This is a genomic window from Acutalibacter sp. JLR.KK004 (assembly GCF_036941085.1).
GTDB lineage: Bacteria > Bacillota > Clostridia > Oscillospirales > Acutalibacteraceae > Acutalibacter.
This window is the reverse complement of sequence record NZ_JAYMNQ010000002.1, coordinates 178,003-194,008: the sequence shown is the minus strand read 5'-3', so window position 1 is coordinate 194,008 and position 16,006 is coordinate 178,003. Positions and strand designations below refer to the sequence as shown.

The window sequence follows — 16,006 nt, the reverse complement described above, 5'->3', positions numbered from 1 at the left end:
TTTGGGGGCGCCGCCCCCATCCCCCCGCTTAAGGAACTTTTTGAAAAAAGTTCCTTAAGGATCCTCAAAAACTTTTAGAAGCTGTACCGATAGGAGTGGTGCAAAGATTTTCGAGAAAATTTTGTGGGATTCAAGGCGGAAACCGCAAGACATGCTGTCGCATGTCGAGGATTTCCAACACAGAAGCCCGCAAAACTTGCCGGAAAGATTTGTGCTAGGCCCTATTGGTACGGTTTCTTACTTTGCTTTAGTCCACCGTACCACGCAGGACGCGCTGGAAAGCCCGCCCCCAAAGGCGGAAAGCAGGATATAGTCCCCGGGCTGGAACATCCCCTTGCGGCGGGCCTCGTCCAGCAGGAGGGGTTCGCTGGCAGAGGAGGTGTTGCCATATTCCTCAATGTTGAGAAGGAACTTTTCCGGGGCTATTTCCGGCAGGCGCCGCCTTGCCTCGTTGATAATCCGGTAATTTGCCTGGTGGGGGATAACCGCCTTCACCTGCTCCCCGGTTATCCCGGCCTTCTCCAGTACGGATTTAATATCCGACACCATGGAAGTCACGGCAAATTTATAGGTGGCCTGCCCCTCCATGTTTACCTTATTTTTCGGCAGCTCGCGCTGGTAAAAGGGGGAGTTGTCCCATTTAACAGGAATGCTGATAATATCGTCCCCGCCCTGGGTGTGCAGCTCGGAAGCAAGGTACGCGTCCCCTTCTCCCAGCACGACAGCCCCCGCGCCGTCCCCGAAAATGCAGCAGGTAGCCCTGTCCTCCCAGTCCATAAGGCCGCTCATGCGCTCAGCGCTTACCACCAGCACCTTTTTAACCGCCTTCCGCGCAAAAAAGCCCGCCGCCACGTCCAAGGCAAACAAAAAGCCCGGGCAGGCCACATTCATGTCAAATGCCGGGCAGCGGGCGCCCAGCCGGTTCTGCACCATGCCCCCCAGCCCTGGGGAGATGGTGTCCGCGCTGATGGTGGCGGCGATAATCAGATCCAGCTCCTCCGGCTGCACGCCCGCGTCTGCCAAGGCCCTGCGGGCGGCCTCCACGCCTAAATCAGTGACTGTTTCAGAGGTACACACGCGGCGCTTGCGCACCCCTATCCGCTTTACAATCCATTCGTCGGAGGTATCCACCATCTGGGAAAGCTCCTCATTGGTGACAACCCTCTCCGGCACAAAGCTGCCGGTGCCCAGTATCTGAAAGCTCATCTTTTTTCTCCCGTCCTGAATTTGCCCGCCTGCCCCGGTTTGCCGGAAAAAGGCGTTTCACTTTATTTTACCGAATTTGCCCAGCTTTGTCAACGTTTGCGGCGATTCGGGCGCCGCCCGTCATGCTTGACAACCCGGGCAGCATATGCTAAAATAATAAAAAAATATGCCCTTAGGGGCTTTAACGGAGGGATATGCCATGGAGATGATTAAAACGCTCAAGACCCGGGATCTTTGCGAAAGCGCCAAAAACGGCGGCTGCGGCGAGTGCCAGACTTCCTGCCAGTCCGCCTGCAAAACAAGCTGCGGCATCGCAAACCAGCCCTGTGAAAACGACAGCGAGGAATAAAACGGCCGTTTGTTTCGGTGCCGCCGTAATGGGCGGCACTTTTTCGTTGTATGGATACAGGCAGCGCCGCTGGGTTCACAGCTATTATTTCTGAAAGGAATGATAGGAAAAGATAGCCGTGTGTTCCCCCGCCCGCAGGGGGGGAATACACCTCATTTCTTACTATTGTGTACAGAGCCTTAAGCGGTATGGCCTATAGAAAAGAGGAATGGAAAACATGGTGCATCAATATAAGCTGGGCGGCTGGAACATCGTGCTGGACACCTGCTCCGGCTCTGTCCATGTGGTGGACGAGGCGGCTTATGACGTCATCGCCTTATATAAGGAAAAGAGCCGGGAGGAAATTGCCCGGATTGTTTTGGAAAAATACGCCCACAGGCCGGAAATCACCCCGGCGGAGGTGGAAGCCTGCCTGGACGCCGTGGGGGAGCTGGAGGAGGCCGGGAAGCTGTTCACGCCGGACGCCTTCGCCCCTATGGCGGGAGATTTCAAGGCCCGCAGCGGCAATGTGGTGAAGGCCTTATGCCTGCACGTAGCCCACACCTGCAATTTGAACTGCTCCTACTGCTTTGCCTCCCAGGGGAAATTCCACGGGGAGCGGGCGCTGATGCCCTTTGAGGTGGGCAGGCGGGCGCTGGATTTCCTGATGGAAAATTCCGGCAGCCGCCGCAACCTGGAGGTGGACTTTTTCGGCGGGGAGCCTTTGATGAACTGGGATGTGGTAAAGCGCTTGGTGGCCTATGCCCGGTCTGTGGAAAAGGAAAAGGGGAAAAACTTCCGCTTCACCCTCACCACCAACGGGATGCTCATTGACGAGGATGTTATCCAGTTTGCAAACCGGGAGATGCACAATGTGGTGCTGAGCCTGGACGGCAGGCGGGAGGTGCACGACCGCTTCCGGGTGGACTATCAGGGCCAGGGGAGCTTTGACCGGATTGTGCCCAAATTCCAAAAGCTGGTGCAGGCCCGGGGGAACAGGAATTATTACATGCGGGGCACCTTCACCCACTGGAACCCGGACTTTTTACAGGACATAGAGGCCATGCTGGACCTGGGCTTTACAGAGCTTTCCATGGAGCCGGTGGTGTGCGCCCCGGAGGATCCCGCCGCCCTGACGGAGGAGGACAAGGGGATTGTGATGGAGCAGTATGAAAAGCTGGCCCAGAAGATGCTGGAGCGGAAAAAGGCGGGAAAGCCCTTCACCTTCTACCACTATATGATAGACCTGGAAAGCGGCCCCTGCATCTATAAGCGCATATCCGGCTGCGGCTCCGGCACAGAGTATATGGCGGTCACCCCCTGGGGGGATTTATACCCCTGCCACCAGTTTGTGGGAGAGGAGAGGTTCCGGCTGGGCAGCGTGTTCGAGGGGGTGACAAACCCCGGCGTGCAGGAAGAATTCCGCCGCTGCAACGTGTATGCCCGCCCGGACTGCGCGGACTGCTGGGCAAAGCTGTACTGCGCCGGGGGGTGCGCCGCCAACGCCTACCATGCCACAGGCTCCATCAGCGGCATTTACCGGTATGGCTGCGACCTCTTCCGGAAGCGGATGGAGTGCGCCATTATGCTCAAGGCCGCCGAGCAGGCCCTGGAGGAAGCATGAACACCCCTGTCTGCGACTTTGTAAAGCGGTATGGACAGGAAAGCCCGGTGCGTATGCACATGCCTGGGCATAAGGGCGCATCCTTTCTGGGCTGGGAAGGGCTGGACATCACCGAAATCGAAGGGGCGGACTGGCTGTATGGCCCGGAGGGCATTATCCGGGAGAGCGAGGAAAACGCCGCCGGGCTTTTCGGCGCTGGGCAGACCCTGTATTCTACAGAAGGATCCTCCCAGTGCATCCGGGCCATGGCATACCTGGCCCTGCTGGCTTTTTGGGAAAAATCCCCTGGCGCAAGGCCCACCATCATCGCCGGGCGCAACGCCCACAAGTCCTTCCTCACAGCCTGTGCCCTGCTGGACTTTGACATTGTGTGGCTGTTCCCGGAAAACCAGGACTACAGCCTGTGCCGGTGCGATATCAGTCCGTCCCGGCTGGAAAAGGCGCTGGAGGAAACCCCCAACGCCGCCGCCGTATACCTTACCAGCCCGGACTATCTGGGAAACTGCGCGGACATTCACGCCCTTTCCCGGGTATCCCGGAAAAAGGGCGTGCCCCTTTTGGTGGACAACGCCCACGGGGCATACCGCCGCTTTCTCTCCCCCTCCCGCCACCCCATGGACCAGGGGGCCGACATCTGCTGCGACAGCGCCCACAAAACCCTGCCTGTGCTCACCGGCGGGGCCTATCTCCACATTGCCCCCGCAGCGCCCCAGGCGTTTTTTAAACGGGCCAGGGAGGCCATGGGGCTGTTCGGCTCCACCAGCCCGTCTTATCTTATTTTGCAGTCTTTAGACAGGGCAAACCTGTATCTGGCAGAGGGCTATAGGGAAAAGCTGCTGGAAACTGCGGGGCGGGTGCAGAAGCTGCGGCAGCGCCTTTCCCGGCGGGGATGGCGCTTTGGAGGGGACGAGCCTGTAAAGCTTACCCTGAAGGCCAAAGAATACGGCTACACCGGCCAGGAAGTGGGGGCGCGCCTTGCGGGGAAGGGGATTGTCTGGGAATATGCCGACCCGGACTATCTGGTGCTGATGCCCTCCCCGGAAAACCCGCCGGAGGATTTCGCAAGGCTGCGCGAGGCCCTTTTAGCTTTAGAAAAAAGGCCTGCCCTTTCCAGGGGGCTTCCCTGCCTGGAAAGGCCCCGGCAGGCCATGTCCCTCCGGCAGGCCATGCTTTCCCCTTGGGAGGAAGTCCCCCTTGAGGCGGCCCTGGGCCGGACGGCGGCTTCCCCGGCGGCCTCCTGCCCTCCCGCCATTTCCCCGGCAGTGCCGGGGGAAGTTATCACAGATGTTGCGGCGGCAGTGTACCGGTATTACGGCATAGGGAACGTGCAGGTGGTGGCAGGATGATGGAAAAGGACAGGGCTTCTATCCTGCCTTCCAGGCGGGAAGCTGAAAAATAGACAAAAAACTGGGGGATACGGCGGGAAAAATTTCCGCCCGCCCGGTTTTGGGTGTGCTATAATACTTATGAAATCGGAAACCGCCTGAGGAAGGCGCATACCAGAAGAGAGAAGTGATTGATTATGACCGTCATCCCCCCCCGCTACAAGGCCGCCCTGCGGCTGTATGAAACCCAGAAGGCCATCGGCCTGATTAAAAACGTGTTCCAGGTGAAGCTTTGCGCCGCCCTGCATTTAAAGCGGGTGACGGCCCCCCTGTTTGTGGATCCCGCCACTGGCCTGAACGACGACTTGAATGGCGTGGAGCGCCCGGTGGCCTTTGACATCCCCGCTGTGGGGAAGGAGGCCCAGGTGGTACACTCCCTGGCAAAGTGGAAGCGGCTGGCCCTGCACGATTACGAATTCTTTGTGGGCAACGGGCTTATCACAGACATGAACGCCATCCGCCGGGACGAGGAGCTGGACAATCTCCACTCGGTATATGTGGATCAGTGGGACTGGGAAAAGGTGATAGACCGGGGGATGCGCAACGAAGCTTACCTCCGCGAGACAGTGGGGCGCATTGTCAGCGCCATCTGCGGCACCTTAGACGAACTGAAATGGCAGTTCCCGGATTTGGACACCCAGCTTTGCCGGGACGTGGCCTTTTTCACCGCCCAGGAGCTGGAGGATCGCTGGCCCCAGCTTTCCCCCAAGGAGCGGGAAAACGCTATTGTCAAGGAGCACAAGACCGTGTTTATCGGGCAGATTGGCGGGAAGCTGAAAAGCGGCCAGCGCCATGACGGCCGCGCCCCGGACTATGACGACTGGGGCCTTAACGGCGACCTGTTCTTCTGGCACGAGGCCCTGGGCCAGGCCATGGAAATCAGCAGCATGGGCATCCGCGTGGACGGGGAAAGCCTTGCCCGGCAGCTCCAGGAGGCAGGCTGCGAGGAGCGCCGGGAGCTGCCCTTCCACCAGATGCTGCTGCGGGGGGAACTGCCCCTCACCATCGGCGGGGGCATCGGGCAAAGCCGGCTGTGCATGCTGCTTCTGGGCAAGGCCCACATCGGCGAGGTGCAGGCCTCCCTGTGGGACGAGGAAACCCGCCGGGTCTGCCGGGAAGCCCACGTGACGCTGCTGTAATCCTGTGCAATTTTTATAAAACCCCGCAGGAAAGCGATGGGGAGCAGGAAGCAGGTGGACGCACTCGCCGCCTGGCTGCGGGAGGACGGCTGCACTGTGAAAAGCGGCCCCCGGGTTACAGGGGACGGGTATTATGAAAGCAGCGTGCTGGATAAGGAAGGCAACGCCATAGAAATTACCGTATAGGAGGGAAAAACCATGAGCCCAGAAGAAAAAATCAGGGCTGGGGTGCTGTTCTGCCCTGGCGAACCAGAGCTTGTAGCGATTAAGCGCAAGACTCACAATTTGAATGTAGACTACAACCAGACCCACGAGGACGAGGTGGAAAAGCGGGCCACCATCCTCTCCGAGATCATCGGGGAGATGGGGGAAGGCGTGCGTATCCAGGGGCCTATCGCCTTCCACTACGGGAAGCACACGAAAATCGGCAAAAATTTCTTTGCCAATTTTAATTTCACCGTCCAGGATGACGGGGAAGTGACCATAGGCAACGACTGCAACTTCGGCCCTAATGTTACCATTGTCACGCCGGTGCATCCCATGGTGGCCAGCGAGCGCAGGCTTATGCGCACAGGCGCCGGGGAGGAAAAGCGTTTATGCTACGCAAAGCCTGTGCATATCGGCAATGACTGCTGGTTTGGGGCCAATGTCACCGTGTGCCCCGGGGTGACCATCGGGGATGGCTGCGTTATCGGCGCGGGCAGCGTTGTCACCCGGGATATCCCGGCAAACAGCTTTGCCGCCGGGGTGCCCTGCCGGGTGATACGGGAAATCACAGAGGCCGACAGCATGGCACATATGCCGGAGGTGCTGGCAGACAACCAGGTGCTGTAAAGAAAAGAGGAAGGCCCGGCGGGTTCCGGGTTTTTGCCGCCTGAAAGGGACAAAAAAGGCCGGCGGAACATGTTCCGCCGGCCTTCCTCTGCCGAAAAGGTTTGTGCAATTTACTTCTAAACATATTGCCTTAAATCTCAAACACCTGCCCCGGTGCGCTGACGTCCATTACATGGGGGGCATATTCCCGGTAGGTGGGGGTGGACTTGAACAGGGGCACCACAGAGTAATCCCCCCACATGTGCATGGGGAACACCTTCTCCACCTTGGCGGCCTCGAAGAAATATTTCATGCCCAGGTCGAAGTCCGACTCCTGCCGCGGGTCAAGGGGCACAAAGGCCGCGTCTATCTTCCGGCAGCCCAGGGGGCTTAGCTCGTCCTTATAAAGGCGCACCATCTGGTCGTTCTGCATCCGGGGCGCGCCGTCCCACACCCAGCAGTTCAGATCCCCCGCATGGTAGAGCAGCTTTCCCTCGCACTCCACCAGGAAGGCCACGCCCGCGTCTGTAGAGCGCAGGGTGGCAATGCGCAGGCCCTCCACCTCATAGAAGCTGTGGGGGGACACAAAGGTGGTCTGGGCGCGGAGATGCTCCGGCACCCGGCGGGAAAAAATGTCGTCAGACAGCAGGTAGTGTACCTGCCGCCCCTCCTTTGCAAGGCTAAAAACCGCAGGGGAGAAATGATCCTCATGGCTGTGGCTGGCAAACACATACAGGGGCTTGTCCGATTCCGGCACTTCCCCTTCGTAATAGTCGAAAAGCAGGCAGCAGCCCTCCAGCTCCACATGGTAGCAGCTATGCAGTATAAACGTAACTTTCATACAGGCCATCCTTTCTTTGCCATATTGGGCAGTCAGCAGGCGGTTTCACAGCGGTATGCCAGGGCCGCCTGCTGCCAGTATTCTTCCGGGATCTCCTGGTAAGGAGCCTTGCGCCCGCAGTCCTGCTCGTAAAGAGCCTGGGCATAGGGCGGCAGGAGACCTACCATGTTTTCCCCGGTAATGAGGGCATGGCGCACCATGGCTGTCCACACCCGGCCCCGTTCCAGCAGGCCGGACTCTTCCAGATCCCCCACAGCCCCCTCCAGGTCATAGGGCACCAGGGCGTATTCCGGCCTCCAGCGGGGCATGTCCCCCTCCACGCTGTGGAGGAAAAGCATCTGGGCCTTGCCGGGGGTGGAAAGGGGGAGCCCAACCGATCCCGCCCGCACCACCTGCTGGCACCCCCGCTCAAAAAGCCCGGAAAACCAGGAACCCAGCCGGTGGGTGTGGCCGCACAGGATGAATTTCTCCGGCAGCTCCCCCAGCTTTTCCTTCACCGCCGGATCCCCCTGCTCCAGCCTTCCCCCCACAGCCCAGGGGGAGCCGTGGCAGTAAAACAGGGGCGGCGAGCCGGGAAAGCTTTCCCGCCCGGCAATTTCCAGGCTCTGGAACCAGTCCAGATCCCGGGCTGTCAGGTTTTCATAGGTATACAGCAGGGAGCCTGTGGAGGAGCCGTCCTGCCAGCCGGAGATTTTCCCGGCCCTGTAGTCCAGCATATATTCCTCCCGGTTTCCCCGGATAAAGCGGCAGTCAAACCGGGCGGCGCAGTCATAAACCTGCTCCATGGTTCTTTGGGGATAAGCCCCGTCGGAAATATAGTCCCCCAAAAACACATACCCCTGGGCGCCCCGATCCCTGGCGTGGCCCAGGCAGGCCTTTAAGGCCCGGGCGTTTCCGTGTATGTCGCTGAGCACCGCTATAAGCATAGGATCCCCCCTTTTTTATCCCCTATATCATAGCACGAAACCCGCCCTGTGGCAAGCGCCCCAGGAAAAGAGGCGCCGGAAAACCGGGCGTCCTGCTTGAAGCATTCCCTTTCAAACAAAAGGGTTGCAAGTTTCTGCGCTTTATGGTATGATACAGAAGCCAGCTTCCGGGAAAGCTTTTCCGGAAGGCTGTTTTGCAAACAGATTGAGAAACGCTGGGATGAAAGAAAGTACCCCTGTACCGTCCGTTCAGAGAGCCTGGGCCATCGGCTGCAAGCCCGGGCACGGGGCAGGCGGGGGGAAGTTCCTTTCGGAGCGGCGGGGCTGAAGCCGGTCGCGGTGGGTAGGCCCCGACGGCGCGGCCCCGTTACAGGCCGGCACAATGAGGGCAGTTTTCTGCCGAATTTGGGTGGTACCGCGTGGCTTTATGCCCCGCCCCATGTTGGGGCGGGGCTTTTTTGTTCCCACCCCCGCGCAGCTTCGCGCCGGCCTTGCTGGACGCGCCTCTGGTACGCCATGCCCGTGCAAGCAGCGGAAAATTTATACAGAGCAGCGGGCGCGGCGCTCCGCCACGCTGCCGGAAAGGAAGAATGGACATGAAGGAAAAAATCGAGGCCCTGGCCCGGCAGTTCCAGCAGGAGCTGGAAGGGGCGGGCACCAGCGACGCAGTGGAAAAGCTGCGGGTGGCCTATCTGGGCAGGAAAGGCTCTGTCACCCAACTGCTCAAGGGCCTGAAGGAAGTGGAGGCCCAGCAGAAGAAAGAGCTGGGGCAGCACATCAATATGCTGAAAAAGACAGTGGAGGACAAGCTTTCCCAGCAGGTGGAGGCCATCCGCCGGGCAGAGGAGCAGCGGATGGTGGAAGCCGCCGAGCAGTATGACGTAACCCTGCCTGTAGGAAGCGGGGCAGGCTCTTACCATCCCATCACCATTGTCCAGCGGCAGTTGGAGGAAATATTCGCCTCCATGGGCTTTACCATTGAGGACTACAAGGAGATTGTGACGGACTATGAGTGCTTCGAGGCTGTGAACATCCCCAAGGATCACCCGGCCCGGGACATGCAGGACACCTATTACCTGGAAAACGGCCAGCTTTTAAAAACCCACACCTCCGCCGCCCAGAACGCCATTATGCGCAAATATGGCCCGCCCCTGCGGGCCATATTCCCGGGCAGGTGCTTCCGCAACGAGGCCCTGGACGCTAGCCACGAAAACACCTTCTTCCAAATGGAAGGCATGATGATTGATAAGGACATCTCCATTTCAAACCTTATCTATTTCATGAAAACCATGCTCTCCCAGGTGTTCGAGCGGGATATCAGCGTCCGCCTGCGCCCCGGGTTCTTCCCCTTTGTGGAGCCTGGCTTCGAGCTGGATATCTCCTGCCTTATCTGCGGCGGGGAGGGCTGCTCCACCTGCAAAGGCTCCGGCTGGATAGAGCTGTGCCCCTGCGGCATGATCCACCCCAACGTCCTGAAGGCCGGGGGCATTGACCCGGAGGAGTACACCGGCTTTGCCTTTGGCCTGGGGCTTACCCGCCTGGTGATGATGAAATACGGCGTGAAGGATATCCGGGATTTAAACAGCGGGAACCTGAAAGCCCTGTCCCAGTTTACCCACGAATAGCAGCATACTGCTGCACCCGGGACGCGGGAAACGCGAGCGGGAATTTTTCGCCGCAGAACTTTGTTCCGCGCTTACTGAGGCTGTCGCGTGCTGAACGCGGTTCCCGCAAGCGAACCCCTTGACCTGAGACGGGGGTACACAAAAGTTTTTGAAGATTTTTAAGGAACTTTTTACAAAAAGTTCCTTAGGGCTTGTTTGAAAAATCGCAAACACCGTCTTTTTGTCCAAAACATGCGTTTTCTGTGTTGGAAATCCTCGACAGGCGACAGCCTGTCTAAACGCATATATGCGTTTGCGGTTCATCCGCCTTGAAACCACCCTGTTTTGTCTCAAAAACTCGGCACTTTCTCTACTTTCAAACAAGCCCTAAATCAGAGTTTGAGGCGGCAGCCTCAACAAAGGAGGAAGCGAACGTTATGCTGATATCCATGAACTGGATTCAAGATTTTGTAGATTTACGCGGCCTGGATTTAGACGTCCTTATCCAGCGGTTCACCCTTTCCACCGCGGAGGTGGAGGAGGTTTTCCACATGGGGGAAAACCTCCGGGACGTGGTGGCAGGCAAAATTATCTCAATGGAAAACCATCCCAACTCCCAAAAGCTGCACCTTTTGAAGGTGGACGCGGGGGACGGCATTTATGACGTGGTGTGCGGCGCGCCCAACGCCCGGGAGGGCATTATCGTGCCCTTTGTAAAGGAGGGCGGCATGGTGATGGGCCAGGAAATCGGCTGCGCCCGTTTGGCGGGGTTCGAGAGCCATGGCATGTGCTGCTCCGAGCACGAGCTGGGCATTTCCGCCGACCACTCCGGCCTGATGGAGCTGCCCGAGGGCACCCCCGTCGGCCATGACATGACAGAGCTTTTCGCCATAAAAGACCTGGTGTTCGAGGTGGACAACAAATCCCTGACAAACCGCCCCGACCTCTGGGGCCATTACGGCATTGCCCGGGAGTTCGCGGCCCTGGCCGGGCGGGAGCTGAAGCCCCTGGAGACAGCGGCCCTCTCCGCCTTCGACTCCCTTCCCCCCATTGAAATCCAGGTGGAGGACAAGGAGCTGTGCTTCCGGTACACCGGGCTGAAGGTGCAGGGCATTAAAGAAAAGGTAAGCCCTGTGGACATGCGCATCCGTTTGTTCTACTGCGGCAGCAGGGCCATCAACCTGCTGGCGGATCTCACCAACTACCTGATGCTGGAAATGGGCCAGCCCATGCACGCCTTTGACTGCGCCAAGGTGGACAAGATTGAAGTAAAGCGCTTCCCCGCCCCCTTCACCTTCACCACCCTGGACAGCGTGGAGCGCAAGGTGGACGAAAACACCCTGATGATCTGCTCCGGCGGCAAGCCCGTGGCTGTGGCGGGCATTATGGGCGGGCTGGAATCGGAAATTGAAGACGATACAGACAGCCTCCTGCTGGAGTCCGCCAACTTTGACGGGGTCAGCGTGCGGCGCTCCGCCACCCGCCTGGGCCTGCGCACAGACGCCTCCATGCGCTATGAAAAGACGCTGGATCCGGAAATGACCGTACCTGCCATCGGGCGCTTCATGAAGCTGCTTTTGGATATCGACCCAGGCGCCCAGGTGGTTTCCCGGCTGACAGACGTATATGTAAAGCGCTACCCTGCTGTTTCCCTCACCTTTGACAAAGCCTATGTGGACCGCTACACCGGCATTGCCATAGAGGACGGCCGCATTTTGGAGACGTTGCGGGCCTTGGGCTTCCAGGCACAGCAGGAAGGCGGCTCCTTCACCGTACAGGTGCCCTCCTGGCGGGCCACCAAGGACGTGACCATCAAGGCGGACATCATTGAGGAAATCACCCGCATTTACGGCTATGACAACTTCCAGATTTCCACCACCTTAAGCCCCTTGTATCCCCAGAAAAAGAGCGCGGGGAACAAGGCGGACAATTTCGCAAAGGATCTGCTGGTGCAGCGCTGGGGCCTCCACGAGGTGCATTCCTACATCTGGTTCGACCAGAAGAAGTGCAAGGGCCTGGGCATCCCCTTAGAGGGGAACGTGAAGCTGATAAACGCCCAGACCCCGGATCACGAGGTGCTGCGCACCAACATGGGGCCAACCCTGCTGTCCTTTGTGCTGGAGAACAAGTCCTTCGGGGCAGACTTCGGCCTCTTCGAGATAGGCCGGGTATGCGAAGGTTTAAGCGAAGATGGCCTGTGCAGGGAGCGGAAAAAGCTGGGGCTTGCCCTGTACAGCCGCGCACGCAGCGAAAAGGAGCTGTATTTTGAGCTGCTGGGCATCCTGCGCACTCTGGGCCGGGAGATTAAAGGGGCAGATTTCGCCTTTGCAAACTGCGCCCCCCTCCATCCCTGGCAGCACCCCCGGAACACAGCGGCAGTGTCCTGCGGCAGCCAGAACCTGGGCTGGCTGTGTGCCCTGCACCCGGCTGTGCAGGGCCAGATAGACAAAAAGGCGGCAGTGGTGTGCGCCCAGCTTGATATGGACGCTTTTGCCGCCCTGCCCGCCCCGGACGCTGTTTACCAAGAGCCTTCCCGGTTCCCGGGGATTGACATCGACCTCTCCCTCCAACTGCCCGAGGGCGTCACCTTTGGCGGGATGGAGAGCGCTTGGGCGCAGATAGATCCCACCCTGCTCACAGGCGTATCCCTTATCGACTCCTTCCAGCAGGGAGCCATGAAGAGCCTCACCCTGCGCTTCGCCTTCTCCTCCCAGGAGAAAACCCTTTCCAAGGAGGAAGTGCAGCCCTGGGTGGACGGAATCGTGGAAAAGCTTGCCCAAATGGGCGTGGCGCTGCGGGGGTAAGCTATGGAGTTTGCAACAGACAGCCTGCGCTGGACGCGGGAGCCGGAAAGCTTCCTCATAGCCCCGGATAAAATCGAGATTGTCACGAAATCGCGCACAGACCTGTGGCAGCGCACCTATTACCACTTCCAAAATGATAACGCACCTGTCCTGCAAATGGAGACGGCAGAACCCTTTTTCTCCTTTGTGGTGAGGACAGATTTCACAGAAAGCCATCACCGCTTCGACCAGTGCGGGGTGGTGATGTACCTGGACAGCGAAAACTGGCTGAAGGCCTCTGTGGAGTATGAAAATGAGGAGTTCCAGCACCTGGGCAGCGTGGTGACCAATAATGGCTATTCCGACTGGGCCACCACGGAGATTCCGGCTTCTGTGAAATCCATGTGGTACCGTCTCAGCCGCCGGGAGGACGATTTCTGCCTGGAGTGCTCACAGGACGGGGCGCGCTTTCGCCAAATGCGCATATGCCACCTGCACAAGGGGAACGGCCCTGTGCGCTTCGGGGTATACGCCTGCAGCCCGGAGGATTCCTCCTTTAAGGCGGTGTTCACCCGCATGGCCCTGCTGCCCTGCCAATGGCAGGCCCACACCGGACAGGCCCCGGACGCATAAGAAAGGCCCTTTGCATCCAGTAATACGGAAGCCGCCAGGACAGATTGGCGGGTTTTCCCAAAGAGAAAGAAAGGCTGTTGTGCTTTTGGCACAACAGCCTTTTCCCGCCATATGCGTTTTCGCGCCCGCCCCTTACACGCCGATAAGCTGGTTCCAGGCCCGGGCCTGCCCGGACAGCTCCTTGGATACAGCGGCGCCTGCTTTTCATTGACTTCTCCCTGCCGGGGGAGTATAATAGCCGCAAGGCGGCTCGTATACATAACGCTGCCTGCCCCGGCAGGCCTTGGGCGCTTTCCCGGGCGGCAGGCTCCTTTTTGAGAAAGGCGGTAAAACAATGCGGCATTTAATCGACCCACTGGATTTCACCCGGCAGGAAACAGACAGGCTGCTGGAACTGGCGGAAAACATCATACAAAGCCCCGGCGCATACGCCCACAGGTGCGCCGGGAAGATACTGGGCGCCCTGTTTTTCGAGCCAAGCACCCGCACGCGCCTAAGCTTTGAATCGGCTATGCTGCGGCTGGGAGGGCAGGTGTTGGGGTTCTCAGACGCGGGCAGCAGCTCTGCCTCCAAGGGCGAAAGCGTGGCGGATACCATCCGCATGGTGTCCGCCTACGCGGACATTGCCGCCATGCGGCACTTTAAGGAGGGCGCGCCCTTTGTGGCCTCCCGGTATGCGAAAATCCCTGTGATAAACGCCGGGGACGGCGGCCACCAGCACCCCACCCAGACCCTTACAGACATGTTCGCCATCCGCCGGCGCAGGGGGAAAGTGGACGGGATGACCATCGGCCTGTGCGGGGATTTGAAGTTCGGGCGGACAGTACACTCCCTGATAAAGTCCTTAGTGCGCTATGAAAATGTGCGCTTCATCTTCATCTCCCCGGAGGAGCTGCGGGTGCCCGGCTACATCGTAAAGGAAGTGGTGGAGCCTTCAGGCCACAGGTGGGAGGAAGCCAGGGCCATGGAGGAGGTTATGCCGGAGCTGGACATCCTCTACATGACCCGGGTCCAGCGGGAGCGCTTCTTCAACGAGGAAGATTATGTGCGCCTGAAGGATTCCTATGTGCTCACCCCGGAAAAGCTGCGGGCGGCAAAGCCGGACTTGTCCATCATGCACCCTCTGCCCAGGGTAAACGAGATTGCCCCGGAGGTGGACAACGATTCCCGGGCCGTGTATTTTGAGCAGGCTAAAGGCGGCGTATACGTGCGCATGGCCCTGATTTTAACGCTGCTGGGGCTGGAAAAAGGCATTTTAGACGGGGAGGAGGCATAAAACATGCTGAATATAGACAGCATAGAAAACGGCATCGTCATCGATCACATCACCGCGGGCCGCAGCATGCGGGTGTATGACCTGCTGGAGCTGGACAAGCTGGACACCTGCGTGGCCATCATTAAAAACGCCAAAAGCGAGAAATTCGGCAAGAAGGACATCATCAAAATCGAAGGCGCCACAGATATCGACCTGGACGTGCTGGGCTTTATCGACGACCGCGCCACGGTCTGCATCATCCGGGACGGGAAGCTGGTAGAGAAAAAGCGGCCCCGCCTGCCCCAAAAGCTGGTAAATATTGTAAGCTGCAAAAACCCCCGGTGTATCACCAGCGTGGAAAAGGTAGACCAGGTGTTCTATCTGTGCGACGAGAAGGCCCACCGCTACCGCTGCCGGTACTGTGAGCAGGAATACAAGAAGTGAGGGCATAGCTTATGGAAAAGTGCAAACTGGGTTCCCTGTACCTGTGCGTAAGGGACATGGAAAGGGCCATCGCCTTTTACGAAGCCCTGTTAGGATGTCCTGCCGCCCAGCGGGATGAAATCTACAGCGTGTTCGACATCGGCGGCTTCCGCATGGGGCTGTTCGCCTTTGAGAAAAAGGACGAGCCCCACACCTTTGGCAGCAACTGCCTGCCCAGCTTCAGTTGGGAAACCCTGGAGGCCCTGAAGGGGAAGCTTCTGGGGCAGGAAATATGTTTCCCCCTGACGCGCATCGGCCCCAACTGGGTGGCGGAGATTGTGGACAGCGAGGGCAACCACATTGAAATGACGGCGCCGGCTAAGGAGGGCGGCATATGAAAAAGCAAGGCGCTAGGCGCAGGCCCGGCACAGGGGCAAAAATCTTCCTGGCAGTGGTGACATGCGTAAACCTGATGCTGACCCTGGCCCTGTCCATACTCCGCCGGGTGGAAATCATCCACGCCATAGAGGGGGACGAGGACGTGAAGCTGCTGCTCACCACCCAGGCGGCAAAGAAAAAAGAGAAGAAATAAGAGAAGAAATAAGAGAAGAAATAAGAGAAGAAATAAGAGAAGAAATAAGGGGATATATCCATGGACGGCAGAACCACCATAAAATACCTGCAAAATTTTATCAGGCAGAAGGACTGCCGCCCCGAGCTTCTCAAAGACTATTTCCTGAAGCTTGCCGAGGAGGTGGGGAGCTTTCCCGGGCCATGCGCAAGGGGCTGAAGGCAGCTTCCCCCGAAGAGATAAAGGGTACTGTGGACGAAGAGCTGTGGGATGTCATCTATTACGCCATCGCCATGGCAAACCTCTATGACATCGACCTGGAGCAGGTGATAAAAACCAAGTCCAGGATGAACGAGAGCCGGTACCCCTCTCCGGTGGTGTTTGAGGAAAACAGGTAGTTTCCCTCTTGACTTTGCGCCCGGCATATGGTACAGTATAAAAGCCGCATACTGCGGGCTAAGGGGCGAAGTATGCC

The 16,006-nt window shown here is 58.6% G+C and carries 18 protein-coding genes and 1 other annotated feature; of the genes, 15 read left to right on the top strand and 3 right to left on the bottom strand.

The annotated features are described in order from the left end of the window. Positions 1-237: 237 nt before the first annotated feature. Positions 238-1,206 (bottom strand): beta-ketoacyl-ACP synthase III, encoded by a 969-nt coding sequence (locus tag VSQ30_RS15315; protein WP_160642274.1) that lies wholly within the window; start codon positions 1,204-1,206, stop codon positions 238-240. 199 nt (positions 1,207-1,405) lie between these two features. On the opposite strand from VSQ30_RS15315, the gene scfA reads away from it, so the two are divergent. From scfA to VSQ30_RS15285, 6 genes are all read left to right on the top strand, one after another. Then, a complete protein-coding gene (gene scfA, locus VSQ30_RS15310; RefSeq protein ID WP_160642275.1) occupies positions 1,406-1,555 on the top strand; it encodes a six-cysteine ranthipeptide SCIFF in 150 nt (49 codons plus the stop codon). 217 nt (positions 1,556-1,772) lie between these two features. Continuing rightward, a complete protein-coding gene (scfB, locus tag VSQ30_RS15305) occupies positions 1,773-3,158 on the top strand; it encodes a thioether cross-link-forming SCIFF peptide maturase (RefSeq protein WP_334466057.1) in 1,386 nt (461 codons plus the stop codon). Beyond that, complete coding sequence (locus tag VSQ30_RS15300) at positions 3,155-4,504, top strand: Orn/Lys/Arg family decarboxylase (RefSeq protein WP_334465127.1); 1,350 nt, start codon at positions 3,155-3,157, stop codon at positions 4,502-4,504. Before scfB ends, VSQ30_RS15300 begins: the two co-directional genes overlap by 4 nt. A 170-nt stretch (positions 4,505-4,674) precedes the next feature. Next, the gene (gene asnA, locus VSQ30_RS15295; protein WP_334465125.1) at positions 4,675-5,682 is read left to right on the top strand and encodes an aspartate--ammonia ligase; all 1,008 of its coding nucleotides are present in this window, start codon (positions 4,675-4,677) and stop codon (positions 5,680-5,682) included. Positions 5,683-5,718: 36 nt separating this feature from the next. Further along, positions 5,719-5,868 carry a VOC family protein gene (locus tag VSQ30_RS15290; protein WP_334465123.1) on the top strand — a complete coding sequence of 50 codons (150 nt, stop codon included), beginning with the start codon at positions 5,719-5,721 and terminating at the stop codon, positions 5,866-5,868. Between the two features lie 12 nt (positions 5,869-5,880). Next, on the top strand, positions 5,881-6,516 hold the full coding sequence (locus VSQ30_RS15285) for a sugar O-acetyltransferase (RefSeq protein ID WP_334465122.1): 636 nt from the start codon (positions 5,881-5,883) through the stop codon (positions 6,514-6,516). Between the two features lie 130 nt (positions 6,517-6,646). On the opposite strand, the gene VSQ30_RS15280 is transcribed toward VSQ30_RS15285, so the two are convergent. Both VSQ30_RS15280 and VSQ30_RS15275 read right to left on the bottom strand, forming a co-directional pair. After that, positions 6,647-7,336 (bottom strand): MBL fold metallo-hydrolase, encoded by a 690-nt coding sequence (locus VSQ30_RS15280; RefSeq protein WP_334465120.1) that lies wholly within the window; start codon positions 7,334-7,336, stop codon positions 6,647-6,649. Positions 7,337-7,368: 32 nt separating this feature from the next. Then, entirely contained in the window at positions 7,369-8,262 is an 894-nt protein-coding gene (locus VSQ30_RS15275) for a metallophosphoesterase family protein (RefSeq protein WP_334465119.1), read from the bottom strand. Between the two features lie 208 nt (positions 8,263-8,470). After that, positions 8,471-8,705: a binding site (T-box leader), on the top strand. 153 nt (positions 8,706-8,858) lie between these two features. Here VSQ30_RS15275 and VSQ30_RS15270 point away from each other — a divergent pair. From VSQ30_RS15270 to VSQ30_RS15230, 9 genes are all read left to right on the top strand, one after another. Then, positions 8,859-9,887 carry a phenylalanine--tRNA ligase subunit alpha gene (locus tag VSQ30_RS15270; protein ID WP_334465118.1) on the top strand — a complete coding sequence of 343 codons (1,029 nt, stop codon included), beginning with the start codon at positions 8,859-8,861 and terminating at the stop codon, positions 9,885-9,887. 416 nt (positions 9,888-10,303) lie between these two features. Next, complete coding sequence (pheT, locus tag VSQ30_RS15265; protein ID WP_334465117.1) at positions 10,304-12,670, top strand: phenylalanine--tRNA ligase subunit beta; 2,367 nt, start codon at positions 10,304-10,306, stop codon at positions 12,668-12,670. 3 nt (positions 12,671-12,673) lie between these two features. After that, a complete protein-coding gene (locus tag VSQ30_RS15260; RefSeq protein ID WP_334465116.1) occupies positions 12,674-13,282 on the top strand; it encodes a DUF1349 domain-containing protein in 609 nt (202 codons plus the stop codon). A gap of 334 nt (positions 13,283-13,616) precedes the next feature. Then, positions 13,617-14,558, top strand: a complete 942-nt coding sequence (pyrB, locus tag VSQ30_RS15255) for an aspartate carbamoyltransferase (RefSeq protein ID WP_334465114.1) — start codon at positions 13,617-13,619, stop codon at positions 14,556-14,558. Positions 14,559-14,561: 3 nt separating this feature from the next. Beyond that, positions 14,562-14,981, top strand: a complete 420-nt coding sequence (locus VSQ30_RS15250) for an aspartate carbamoyltransferase regulatory subunit (RefSeq protein WP_334465112.1) — start codon at positions 14,562-14,564, stop codon at positions 14,979-14,981. A gap of 11 nt (positions 14,982-14,992) precedes the next feature. Then, positions 14,993-15,358 (top strand): VOC family protein, encoded by a 366-nt coding sequence (locus VSQ30_RS15245; protein ID WP_160642289.1) that lies wholly within the window; start codon positions 14,993-14,995, stop codon positions 15,356-15,358. Further along, on the top strand, positions 15,355-15,552 hold the full coding sequence (locus VSQ30_RS15240; protein ID WP_334465109.1) for a hypothetical protein: 198 nt from the start codon (positions 15,355-15,357) through the stop codon (positions 15,550-15,552). The genes VSQ30_RS15245 and VSQ30_RS15240 overlap by 4 nt, the downstream gene beginning before the upstream one ends. A 60-nt stretch (positions 15,553-15,612) precedes the next feature. Further along, complete coding sequence (locus VSQ30_RS15235; protein ID WP_334465107.1) at positions 15,613-15,750, top strand: nucleoside triphosphate pyrophosphohydrolase family protein; 138 nt, start codon at positions 15,613-15,615, stop codon at positions 15,748-15,750. Continuing rightward, positions 15,735-15,929 (top strand): nucleoside triphosphate pyrophosphohydrolase family protein, encoded by a 195-nt coding sequence (locus VSQ30_RS15230; RefSeq protein ID WP_334465106.1) that lies wholly within the window; start codon positions 15,735-15,737, stop codon positions 15,927-15,929. The genes VSQ30_RS15235 and VSQ30_RS15230 overlap by 16 nt, the downstream gene beginning before the upstream one ends. The last annotated feature ends 77 nt before the right edge of the window (positions 15,930-16,006 follow it).

What these genes read in the sequence shown, in the direction of transcription:
- scfA (WP_160642275.1), top strand. Translation starts at nt 1,406, where the DNA reads ATGGAGATGATTAAAACGCTCAAGACCCGGGATCTTTGCGAAAGCGCC.
- VSQ30_RS15250 (WP_334465112.1), top strand. Translation starts at nt 14,562, where the DNA reads ATGCTGAATATAGACAGCATAGAAAACGGCATCGTCATCGATCACATC.
- pheT (WP_334465117.1), top strand. Translation starts at nt 10,304, where the DNA reads ATGCTGATATCCATGAACTGGATTCAAGATTTTGTAGATTTACGCGGC.
- VSQ30_RS15290 (WP_334465123.1), top strand. Translation starts at nt 5,719, where the DNA reads ATGGGGAGCAGGAAGCAGGTGGACGCACTCGCCGCCTGGCTGCGGGAG.
- VSQ30_RS15260 (WP_334465116.1), top strand. Translation starts at nt 12,674, where the DNA reads ATGGAGTTTGCAACAGACAGCCTGCGCTGGACGCGGGAGCCGGAAAGC.
- VSQ30_RS15285 (WP_334465122.1), top strand. Translation starts at nt 5,881, where the DNA reads ATGAGCCCAGAAGAAAAAATCAGGGCTGGGGTGCTGTTCTGCCCTGGC.
- scfB (WP_334466057.1), top strand. Translation starts at nt 1,773, where the DNA reads ATGGTGCATCAATATAAGCTGGGCGGCTGGAACATCGTGCTGGACACC.
- pyrB (WP_334465114.1), top strand. Translation starts at nt 13,617, where the DNA reads ATGCGGCATTTAATCGACCCACTGGATTTCACCCGGCAGGAAACAGAC.
- VSQ30_RS15315 (WP_160642274.1), bottom strand. Translation starts at nt 1,206, where the DNA reads ATGAGCTTTCAGATACTGGGCACCGGCAGCTTTGTGCCGGAGAGGGTT.
- VSQ30_RS15230 (WP_334465106.1), top strand. Translation starts at nt 15,735, where the DNA reads ATGCGCAAGGGGCTGAAGGCAGCTTCCCCCGAAGAGATAAAGGGTACT.
- VSQ30_RS15235 (WP_334465107.1), top strand. Translation starts at nt 15,613, where the DNA reads ATGGACGGCAGAACCACCATAAAATACCTGCAAAATTTTATCAGGCAG.
- VSQ30_RS15270 (WP_334465118.1), top strand. Translation starts at nt 8,859, where the DNA reads ATGAAGGAAAAAATCGAGGCCCTGGCCCGGCAGTTCCAGCAGGAGCTG.
- VSQ30_RS15245 (WP_160642289.1), top strand. Translation starts at nt 14,993, where the DNA reads ATGGAAAAGTGCAAACTGGGTTCCCTGTACCTGTGCGTAAGGGACATG.
- VSQ30_RS15300 (WP_334465127.1), top strand. Translation starts at nt 3,155, where the DNA reads ATGAACACCCCTGTCTGCGACTTTGTAAAGCGGTATGGACAGGAAAGC.
- VSQ30_RS15280 (WP_334465120.1), bottom strand. Translation starts at nt 7,336, where the DNA reads ATGAAAGTTACGTTTATACTGCATAGCTGCTACCATGTGGAGCTGGAG.
- VSQ30_RS15275 (WP_334465119.1), bottom strand. Translation starts at nt 8,262, where the DNA reads ATGCTTATAGCGGTGCTCAGCGACATACACGGAAACGCCCGGGCCTTA.
- VSQ30_RS15240 (WP_334465109.1), top strand. Translation starts at nt 15,355, where the DNA reads ATGAAAAAGCAAGGCGCTAGGCGCAGGCCCGGCACAGGGGCAAAAATC.